The organism is Zwartia sp. (assembly GCF_049655405.1).
In the GTDB taxonomy this organism is placed as follows: domain Bacteria; phylum Pseudomonadota; class Gammaproteobacteria; order Burkholderiales; family Burkholderiaceae_B; genus Zwartia.
Window position 1 is genome coordinate 30,042 of the sequence record NZ_JBASJR010000004.1, and the last position, 10,236, is coordinate 40,277.

At 47.2% G+C, this 10,236-nt stretch carries 10 protein-coding genes; 1 reads left to right on the forward strand and 9 read right to left on the reverse strand.

Annotated elements, in window-relative coordinates; genetic code table 11:
- Positions 1 to 9: 9 nt before the first annotated feature.
- From WBJ47_RS02770 to WBJ47_RS02785, 4 genes are all read right to left on the reverse strand, one after another.
- A complete protein-coding gene (locus tag WBJ47_RS02770) occupies positions 10 to 273 on the reverse strand; it encodes a helix-turn-helix transcriptional regulator (protein WP_422246095.1) in 264 nt (87 codons plus the stop codon).
- Between the two features lie 252 nt (positions 274 to 525).
- Entirely contained in the window at positions 526 to 1,176 is a 651-nt protein-coding gene (leuD, locus tag WBJ47_RS02775; RefSeq protein WP_422246093.1) for a 3-isopropylmalate dehydratase small subunit, read from the reverse strand.
- Positions 1,169 to 2,587 (reverse strand): 3-isopropylmalate dehydratase large subunit, encoded by a 1,419-nt coding sequence (gene leuC / locus WBJ47_RS02780; protein WP_422246091.1) that lies wholly within the window; start codon positions 2,585 to 2,587, stop codon positions 1,169 to 1,171. Before leuC ends, leuD begins: the two co-directional genes overlap by 8 nt.
- 23 nt (positions 2,588 to 2,610) lie before the next feature.
- Positions 2,611 to 3,576 carry a tripartite tricarboxylate transporter substrate binding protein gene (locus WBJ47_RS02785; protein ID WP_422246089.1) on the reverse strand — a complete coding sequence of 322 codons (966 nt, stop codon included), beginning with the start codon at positions 3,574 to 3,576 and terminating at the stop codon, positions 2,611 to 2,613.
- 105 nt (positions 3,577 to 3,681) lie between these two features.
- On the opposite strand from WBJ47_RS02785, the gene WBJ47_RS02790 reads away from it, so the two are divergent.
- Entirely contained in the window at positions 3,682 to 4,602 is a 921-nt protein-coding gene (locus WBJ47_RS02790; RefSeq protein ID WP_422246088.1) for a LysR substrate-binding domain-containing protein, read from the forward strand.
- Between the two features lie 240 nt (positions 4,603 to 4,842).
- On the opposite strand, the gene WBJ47_RS02795 is transcribed toward WBJ47_RS02790, so the two are convergent.
- From WBJ47_RS02795 to WBJ47_RS02815, 5 genes are all read right to left on the reverse strand, one after another.
- Entirely contained in the window at positions 4,843 to 6,762 is a 1,920-nt protein-coding gene (locus tag WBJ47_RS02795; RefSeq protein ID WP_422246086.1) for a diguanylate cyclase, read from the reverse strand.
- An 11-nt stretch (positions 6,763 to 6,773) separates the two neighbouring features.
- Positions 6,774 to 7,571: a substrate-binding periplasmic protein gene (locus tag WBJ47_RS02800; RefSeq protein ID WP_422246085.1), complete on the reverse strand. Its 798-nt coding sequence runs from the start codon at positions 7,569 to 7,571 to the stop codon at positions 6,774 to 6,776.
- Positions 7,572 to 7,861: 290 nt separating this feature from the next.
- Positions 7,862 to 8,329 (reverse strand): hypothetical protein, encoded by a 468-nt coding sequence (locus tag WBJ47_RS02805; protein ID WP_422246084.1) that lies wholly within the window; start codon positions 8,327 to 8,329, stop codon positions 7,862 to 7,864.
- Positions 8,326 to 9,744, reverse strand: a complete 1,419-nt coding sequence (locus WBJ47_RS02810; protein WP_422246083.1) for a recombinase family protein — start codon at positions 9,742 to 9,744, stop codon at positions 8,326 to 8,328. The genes WBJ47_RS02805 and WBJ47_RS02810 overlap by 4 nt, the downstream gene beginning before the upstream one ends.
- The gene (locus WBJ47_RS02815; protein WP_424585308.1) at positions 9,741 to 10,208 is read right to left on the reverse strand and encodes a DUF2924 domain-containing protein; all 468 of its coding nucleotides are present in this window, start codon (positions 10,206 to 10,208) and stop codon (positions 9,741 to 9,743) included. The genes WBJ47_RS02810 and WBJ47_RS02815 overlap by 4 nt, the downstream gene beginning before the upstream one ends.
- Between the last annotated feature and the right edge of the window lie 28 nt (positions 10,209 to 10,236).

The following is a 10,236-nucleotide window of genomic DNA, read 5'->3' on the forward strand; positions in this document are numbered from 1 at the left end:
CTGCTCCCTTCACGCCGTGACCCGCTCAGACGTCGAAACGTGCAGAGCGTTATATTCGAAATCGAAAACGCCTTCGAGCGGATAGCTCACGCGTTTAGATAATTTCAGATACTTAGGTCCACGACCTTCACAGCGCCAGCGTTGAAGGGTCTTGGGGCTGATGCCCCAGCGCTGGGCTAGTTCGTTTTCATTGAGTACCCGGCGATCTCCGGGTGAAAGGGAGTTGATTGCCTCTTGGGCCGATCGGGTGAGTGTGGTTGCCGTAACTGACATGAAATACTCCTTTGACGTTGTTGAGGAACAGGTGTCATTGGAAAATTCGGGTGGCGAGGATACGAGAGGCTGATTGGCGAACTAGTTGGAAACTTCTGGTTCGCTAATGGATTAACCAAAGAAAAACGGCGAGCACTTGGCTCGCCGTTGGTTAATTTTCCTGGGTTTCAGGATGGTGGCTGTTCTTACCTTAATGAACTTTAAGTTGTCCTGGTTTTGAACGTCTCAATACGACCCATAAGAGACGTCCAATTAGCTAGACATGACCAATCTATCAATCGTTCTTCTTGCTACGTCCTTAACCCACGGCTGTGCTTTCCAATGCTCTTGAGCAAAAGCATCAATCTGAGGCTTATATTTCAATGTCAGGCCAATAACATCTAAACCCTCCAAGAACATGCGGTGGTGCCTCGCAGACATGGTGAACTTAAATTCATGCTTAAGCGTACGAACCGTGAGATTTTCAATATCAATATCTACGCAGATCGGGGCACCGCTATCTTCCGCCTCTTTCATTAAGGCTTGCACCTGATCTTCGGGTAGAACAACCAACAATAAGCCGTTACCCATAGCATTGGAATAGAAAATCTCTGCAAAGCTAGAGGCTATTACAGCCTTAAACCCAAACTGTTGCATACCCCAAACAGCATGCTCACGACTCGAACCACAGCCGTAATTTGAGCCCGCAATCAATACGTCTGTAGTTGCGTAAGCCGGTTGATTTAGAAAGAATTCTGGCTTTGGCTTGCCTTCCTCATCAAACCGTAAGTCATAGAACAATCCTTCGGTTAAACCAGACTTATCAATACCGCGTAGAAACTGCTTTGGCATTACTTGGTCCGTATCAAAGTTCGCAATACGCAGGGCTGCTGCGTGCCCATTAATCTTCGATTGCTTATGCATTAGCAGCTCCTTGTAATTTACGAACATCTGTAATCATTCCGGTAACAGCTGCTGCTGCGGCCATCGCGGGGCTCATCAAATGAGTAATGGCCCCTCTACCCTGACGACCTTCAAAGTTACGGTTGGTAGTTGATGCACAGCGTGTGCCAGATACGAGGATGTCATCATTCATGGCTAAGCACATTGAACAGCCAGGCTTACGCCATTCAAAACCTGCCGCGATTAACTTATCGGCAATGCCTTCTTTCTCAGCTTGCGCCTTTACAGCGCCAGATCCGGGCACAACCATCGCTCTGACACCGGCAGCAACCTTGCGATTTCCGATAGCGGCAACAACATTGCGCAAATCTTCAATACGGCCGTTGGTGCAAGAGCCAATAAACACGTGGTTAATTGGCGTGCCTTCCAATGTCTGGCCATCAGATAGTTTGGTGTATTTAAGTGCTTGCTCTAGACTTAATTTTTCTACTGGATCCTTAATGGAATTCTTGGTTGGGATGGATTCGTTAATTGCAACAGCCTGGTCCGGACTTGTACCCCAGGTGACGAAAGGCGCCATATTATTAGCATCAAATTCATACTCTTTATCAAAATTAGCATCCTTATCGGAGTACAAAGTTGCCCAATGAGCTAATGCGCGATCTTTAATCTCGCCTGTTATGTCTGGACATCTTGCCAGCACGTAATCAATCGCCGTTTTATCGGGAGCAATCAAAGCACCACGAGCACCTGCTTCTACTGTCATGTTGCAAAGAGTAAAGCGAGCTTCGGTACTCAAATCTTCTAATGCGGAGCCACAATACTCAACCACATAACCAATAGCACCTTTAGCTCCAATTTGACTGATGATATTAAGAATCATGTCCTTGGAGGTTGTGCCAACAGGTAGCTTGCCATTGATCTTGATGCGCATGTTTTTTGCCAAACGGTAAACCAATGTTTGTGTCGCCAATACATGCTCAACTTCGGAGGTGCCAATCCCAAAACCTAAGGCACCTAATGCTCCGTACGTGGTTGTATGGCTATCGCCACAAATGATCACCATCCCTGGACGTACCATGCCATGCTCAGGAGACACCACGTGCTCAATACCTTGCAATGCATCGTTGGTATCAAACAACGGGATGTTGTGCTTGACACAGTTCTTCTTCAAATTTAAAGCCTGTAACGAAGAAGCTGGATCAGAAATCCTTCTAGGTGATTCATTATGAGTAGGAATAATGTGGCTAACCACTGAAACGTTTTGCCCGGGAACTGGAACAGCACGGTTTTTCTCATCCAAGCCGGTAAAAGCTTGTGGGCTGGTGTACTCGTTCATTAAGTGTAGGTCGCAGAAGAGCAGTACGTTCTCCGCATCTAGCGTTGCCACAGTATGTGACTCCACTAGTTTTTGATAAAGGGTTTTATTCATTTAAGGTTTTGGATAACAATTAATTAGTCGGCAGTGATGCCACGCTCTTTCATGAGCTTTGCCCATAATGGAATTTCTTTTTCCAAACGCTGACGAGCTTGCGCTGGCGTAGATGGAATTGGATCAAAACCTTCTTTTGTCATTCGCGCTTTTAATGTGGCGTTACTCAGTGCGGTATTGAGTGTGGCGTTGAGCCTATCAATTACTGCTGGCGATGTGCCTGCTGGAGCAAATACGATGAACCAAGTATCAAAACTATAAGCAGGCAAACCCGCCTCTGATAATGTTGGAACATTAGGCATCAATGGTGATCGTTTAGTGCCTGTCACACCAATACCTTTAAGCATTCCACTTTGCACAAATTGAGCAGCAGCAGATGCGACTGGAAAGCTCATATCTACTTGGCCACCTGCGGTATCGGTTAAAGCTGGGCCACCACCACGATAGGGGATATGAGTAATGAAAGTACCAGATGTGGCTTTGAATAACTCAGGGGCAATATGCATCGTGCTGCCATTACCTGCAGAACCGTAAGTTAATTTACCGGGATTTTGCTTCAAGAGTGCTAGCAATTCTTTAAGGTTTTGCGCTGGCAATTTAGGATTAACTACCAATACATGCTGAGAACTTGCCACCATGCCAATCGGTGCCAAATCTTTTAGCGTATCGAAAGGCATTTTTGGGTAAAGAGCTGGATTAACCGCCAAAGACAATGTGTGAATGCCAATCGTGTAACCATCAGGTTTCGACTTAGCAACCGCATCAACGCCAGCATTGCCACCAGCACCAGCACGGTTTTCTACAATCATGGATTGCCCCAAAGCCTTGCCCCAATCCTCAGAAATCATACGAGCAGTAATATCTGCACTTCCACCCGGTGCATATGGAACTATTAACTTAACAGGGCGCTCTGGATATGTTTGCGCCATTACAGCAGTAGTAAATCCTACGGCACCCAACAGGGCAATTAAAGCGGCTTTGCATTTCATTATTGTCTCCTCCGGTCTATGTGTACAGCTATCCTACCCGTAATCTAAACAAACTTAATGTCATTTAATTAACATCTTTCGGTCTTTTTAGTTAATAATCATTAAATGGATAGTTTTTCTGATATCGCCTTCTTCGCCCTACTGGTCAAGGAAGGGAGCATGGCAGCAACGGCTCAGGAACTTGGGTTAACACCACCTGCAGTAAGCAAACGACTTGCTCAAATTGAAAAGCGACTTGGAGTGAGACTGCTTCAGCGCACCACCAGACAAATTAGCCTAACGCCTGAAGGTGAAACCTACCTTACTGAGGGGGCAAACGTTCTTGCCAATCTAGAGGAATTAGAGCGTTCAGTATCACGTAGTCGGAATACGCCAAAAGGCACCATCAAAATAGGGGCCACATTAGGTTTTGGAAGACGCTTCATTGCCCCAGCAATTGCTAAATTTTCTGATCTATATCCAGAAGTTGAGGTTCAACTCACGCTGAATGATCGGCCAATCAATATTGTTGAGAAGGGATTGGACGTAGTAATTCGCTTTGGTGAATTACCAGACGTACGCTTAACCGCAAGACTGTTGGCCAACAATCACCGAATACTATGTGCCGCTCCGGCTTATTTGAAGAGAATAAGTGAGCCTGAGCACCCTAAGGAATTAAGCAAGCATCAATGCCTATTCATCCGCGAGGCAGACGAATCCTATGGCACCTGGCACTTTCATCAAGGGCAAAAGACTGAAACCATAAAGGTGCAAGGCCCACTCACAAGCAATGACGGAGAGTCTGTTATTAGGTGGGCATTAGAAGGTCGAGGCATTGTGGTCCGCTCTATTTGGGACGCAGAGCAATATGTTAAGACTGGGCATCTCAAGCCAATTCTTACAGACTGGGCTTTGCCTGGCGCCGATATTTATGCGGTCTTCCCAACGCGAAATAATCTGTCTGCGAAAACTCGTGCTTTTGTTGACTTCTTATTAGAAGAGTTCAAAAGCCACAGGAATAATTCAAACGGTTTTAGGGGCAAATAAAAAAATAAGATGCTCTTTCGATGTCTCCCACTGGCCGAAGGCAGCCAATAAGGATCTAGAGCGACGGATACCCGATCCGATGAACAGTGAAGGTCGGAAATCGACCCAAAATGCAAATAGTAGATACTGTTGGCCTTATAGGTTATGAGCATCTCTTTCAAGATCGTTTCAAGTATTGATTCATCGGGCCTGACGCCCATATGACTAGACGTGGAATGTAAACTCCACTTATAGTCAGCTCTAATTGCTATGCGGCACTACTCGGTTTCTACCCTTACGTTTAGCCTGATAAAGCGCATCGTCGGCTTGCTTCATCAACATATCAAGGCCCGCTTCATTGATAATCCGGTCAGTGCTAGCCAGGCCAATACTAACTGTAGCGTCAATTGTTAATAGTTTTCCATCGCCAAGATCAAGAGTAATTGGGGTGCGGGAAATCACATCTCTAAATTTCTCTGCAACTAACTCTGCTTGAGCTAAGGTTGTTTGAGGCAGTAAGACAGTAAACTCCTCCCCACCAATTCTTGCCAAAATGTCAGATGCGCGCATCTTCTTTGACCAGCGGTGAGCTACTTCCTGAAGCACCTGATCACCTACAGCATGTCCATAAGTGTCGTTTACGTCTTTGAACTTATCTAGGTCCAACATCAAAATAGAAATCGGTTGAGTGTTCGTACGCGCCTGCTTAATTGCCGTCTTTCTGAATTCCTCATAGGCACGACGATTTGGTAGACCCGTGAGTGGGTCAGTATTGGCATCCACTACAAGCTCACGATTTTTCTTGGATAACTCCTTGCGTAGACTTCGCTCATGATTTACCCGCTCCGACGTCAGAATCGCCTCGGTGATATCGGTATAGAGAGCCACATAACGTGAAACTTTTTTCCATGGATCTAAAAACGGTATGACGGTCGTTTTTACCCAAAAAAATTCGCCTTCTTTATTGCGGTTACGAAATACCCCGCTCCAGATTTCGCCGCGATTAATAAGAGACCACATATCATCATAAAAACCACTGGGATATAGACCGGAGTTAAAGATACGGTGGTTTTGCCCCTTGATTTCGCTTAAATCATAGCCTGTCGTTTGTAAAAAAAGTGGATTGGCCCATAGAATTTTCCCATCCCGACTCGATTCGCTAATCATCAAGTGAGCCCCTGTCGCGGTGATTTGGTTCGCCAACTCAGTCAAGGATTTTTCATAGCTCAGATACCAACGAAACAGCCCAGCTATAAGCACTACAACAACCAAGGAGCCTGTAAAAGCATAGAACATAGCCTGATTGCGTTCACCCCTCAAGGTTGCGATTAGGTGTGATTTATCCCCTACTACCGCAAGTATCGCGGGATGTTCAGCACTTGATCGATAGGCTGTCAGTAGATTCGGATTAAGCTTTGACTCAAAAAATCCTAAGTCTGCATTACTCGCATTCTTAAGCAACTCCTCACCAAAGCCACTAGTTGGTGCGGTAACCTCGCTGTGTTGCGCCGAAATTCTTTTGCCCTGGTAATCAAAAACCGCAATCTCAGTGCCAGGATCATCGTTGATGCGCCTCCATAAATTTTCAAATAATCCGACATTGACAGTCGCAATCCAGTGATAAATCCGTCCACCAACATTGACAGGCATCGATACCAACCAGAACCTCAAGCCACTATTGTTGGGAGCATCCGAGTTAATTTCAAAAATATCACGATGCTCAAAAACATTGCCAAAACTCACGGCTGCTGAACTACCTCCCTTTATAGTCGCATCAGGTAACTCACTCAAGGGTATCGATACACCTACGTTTCGTGGGTTAGAGCTAGCCACAATCCGACCATGATCATCTGCCAAGGAAAGACTGCGGACCACGCGGTCTTCTTGAATCAACTCATAAAGCTGATCTCCACGAAGCCGTTTGTCCTTAAGCGTTTGCTCGTTCGTAAATGCCGCAACGAATTTTAATCGGGAAGCCACCACATCGAGAGTGCGGGAAAGATGGTCCTCTAGAATTACAGTCTCTGACTGAACTAACTGCTTTAAGGACCGAATAGCAGATTCTTGTACGTAATTTGTACCCACAACGTATGCAGACCAGATTACCGCCAGTGCCGATATCAGAACAACGGCAAAGATAATCCGGAACTTAAGCGGCTCAACTTTAAAGTCAGTGCGCACGGCCACGAGACTTAGTCTTTCACTACGATCTGCTGAAGCTTAAATTCAGTCGCATATTTTTCCAAGCGACCGTCTTGCTTCACTTGCGCCACAAACTGATTTACACGAGCTAGCCAAGCAGGATCTCCCTTTGCAACCGCATAGGCATAGTCGGTCGGCTGTATTGGTCGACTTGGTGAAATGACCCGGGCCCAGTCAGTATTAGCCAACATGCGTTGAGTGTAAGGGTAGTCAGTCATGAATGCGTCAGCACGACCAGACTCCACGTCCCGCTCACGCTCACCTGGGCGCTCGGCAACCTGCACGGTAGCCTGCTTCAAAGTCTTTTTCATAAGCGGCTCCATGAAAGTACCTTTGAGAACGGAAATGACACGGCCAGGTCGATCCAAATCATCCCAGGTCTTGATCGTCGCATTCGATTTAGAAGTTACTGCATAGACATCACTACGCAAGTACGGGGACGAAAAATTTACCCGTTCAACACGAGATGGAATTACACCGACCCCCATCATGGCGATGTGACACTTACGACCCTCTATATCTGCAACGAAATTTGCAAAACTGGTCTCCACATACTGAATCTTGACACCCATTTCTTGAGCAAGATCACGTGACAAATCAATATCCACCCCCTGGAGTAACCCTGAGCGAGGATTACGATAACTTATACCGTAGTAATCAGGCCAAATACAAACCTTCAGGACTTTAGTTGCTTGAATGTCTTGTAATGAGTTGGCATGGGTCAATTCCGCTAAGCTAATTAGCAAAATTGATAACATTAACCCGAGTGTTAGCTTTTTTATTACCATCTCCTTAGCTATAATTATAGATATTAACAGTATCTGAACGGTCCTAATTCAGATCCTTCGCACAAATCCTTCGCAAAACTTAAAGGCATGGGATGGATAGTCAGTTAATCCGGATCCAACCAAAGTTGATTTTGTAACAAGTATTGTGTTAGCTCAAGCCACTCCAAGGACTATTGACTTGGTGGAAGATGGGGCACCAAAACTAATGAATGTCTCTTAATGGCCGGTTGCAGTCAAAGAATTGGGGATCACAAGATTGACTAACGCCCATCTGTTCAGGTTTCAGTTGATCATGTCAAAGCCAGCATCCTTTTTTGCTCTTCCCATTCGCGAGGCAGGGCTTCATTGCGCCCCCGAATCGTGTGTAAATTCAAGTGTCGTGGCTGACTTCCATTCAGAATTGCCTCGATGATTTCGGGTGCCAGGTTGGTCATCCGAATCACCTCGGCGACCCAGCCGGCTTCGAGCTTAAGTGCTCGTGCTAAATCAATGGTCGAGGCGTATTTCCCCTCATCGAGTAGGCGCTGCCAGTAGAAGGCTTTGCCCAGCGTTCTGATCATTGGCAGATCAAGTCCTCCATAAACGTCGGCTGAAGCCCCTGAAGGCGGCGTCAGAAGCTTTCTGTTATGTTTGCGCCGAATCTTCAGTGGCACTACCGTGATGCGTTGACTACCCGTCATAAACTGCTGAGCCGAGCCATCAATATCCACTCGCACACGGCGCAGCCTTGGGTTGCCTTCGTAAGTTACTTCAGTCATGCGGCTATCTCCTCAACTAAACCCTTAGATTCTTCCACGTAAGGGTGAGCAACGATCGTCGGATCCAAGCCGATCCAACCATCTTCTCGCCAAGCGATGTTCATGCTTGATTCGCAAATATCTACGCGCTCGATCAGGAGTTGAACGATGCGCTGTTGCTCTGCAGGAAAGAGTTGGTTCCAGATTTCTCCAATGCGTCGCATCGAGATGACTAAGTTTGGCTCATCAAGATCGCAGGACGCAGTTTGTCTCAGATAAGATCTCCAGACTGCGATTAATGGTTCCGGCTCAATGAACGCCAGCTGAATTTCGTTGATGACTGCTGCTTCGATTTCAGCAGCAGGGATGGGCCCCACCCTTTGAGTTGACTCTTCGAGCGTGCTGCCCGCACCGCGTCGCTTATCCAGATACGGCACGTAATATCGATAGGTACGACCATTTTTTTTCTTGGTCGCATGAGGCAACATTTTTTGACCGTCAGGAGCAAACAATAATCCGCTCAGTAAGGCAGAGTTCTCCGTGCTACGAGTTCTGGGTCCTTGCTTGCGCCGGTCGATAATCGTGTGGACAGCGTCCCATACCTCTTGCGAAACAATGGGCTGGTGTTGGCCTGCGAAAAACTCGCCCTTGTGGGAGATTTCGCCAAGATACAAACGGTTGCGCAGCAGACAAAAGATGAACTGCTGATCAATGGTGCGTCCGGCTCGGTATTGTCCCTCCTGGGTGATCCATGCCTTGGTGGTGCGCCCCTCAATCGCAAGCTCCCGAACCAGGCGCGCCGCCGAGCCATGCTCGGCATAGCCTCGGAAAATATCCTGAACAAGAATGGCTTCTTGTTCATTGACGATGAGTTTACGTTCAACGACATCGTAGCCAAGCGGGGGGGTGCCACCCATCCACATCCCTTTGGCTTTACTGGCGGCGATTTTGTCCCGAATTCGCTCGCCTGTTACCTCTCGCTCAAATTGTGCAAATGAGAGCAAGATGTTGAGCGTGAGTCGCCCCATCGAAGTGGTCGTGTTGAATTGCTGGGTGACCGAGACAAAGGAGACATTGTTTCGATCAAATATTTCAACCAGCTTGGCAAAGTCCGGCAAGCTTCGCGTTAAGCGGTCAATTTTGTAGACCACAACGACATCGATGCGCTTGGCTTCGATGTCTTGCATCAAGCGCTTCAAGCCAGGGCGTTCAATATTTCCGCCTGAGAACCCGCCATCGTCATAGGAGTCTTGAAGTGCGACCCAGCCCTCGTGACGCTGGCTGTTCACGTAATACAGGCCAGCATCGCGTTGAGCTTCCAGACTGTTGTACTCCTGCTCCAGACCCTCCTCGGTTGATTTGCGGGTGTAGATCGCGCATCTCTTTTTAGGGATAAAGGTCGCTGCGTTACTTTTTGCTGAAGAATTCTGTTTCATACGGCCTGCCTTTTGGTCGCTTTCAGACCAAAGAAGACGGGACCCGACCAAACGCAACCAGTGATGCGGCGAGCGATGGCGGACAAGCTTTTAAAGCGCTGCCCTTGATATTCAAAGTTGCGCACCCCTCGAACGATGACCTTGTGTTCAACATCATCGTAAAAGCGCGTGAGCGCCGTACCTGGTAGCAACTGATCGGCTTCGCTCTGGATGCGCTTAGGCAGGATTCCGGTCTCTCCGATATTTTCCAGTTTGCGCCGTGTTGTGGGTTTGAGCCCACCAAAGGCTTTTTCCTGAATCTTGTAGGCAAGACGAGACTCGAGCCACGTGCGGTGGTGATGCCTTGGCCGATATTCAAAGTGCTTGTCCCAAAGTGCCCAAATGTTCTGCATGGGCAGAAGTGGGAGTTGAGCAATCTGTGCGGCAATGGAAGTGACTTTTGATTGATGTGCGTGTGTCGACATGGGCAAACTCCTTAAAAGTTATCGGTGT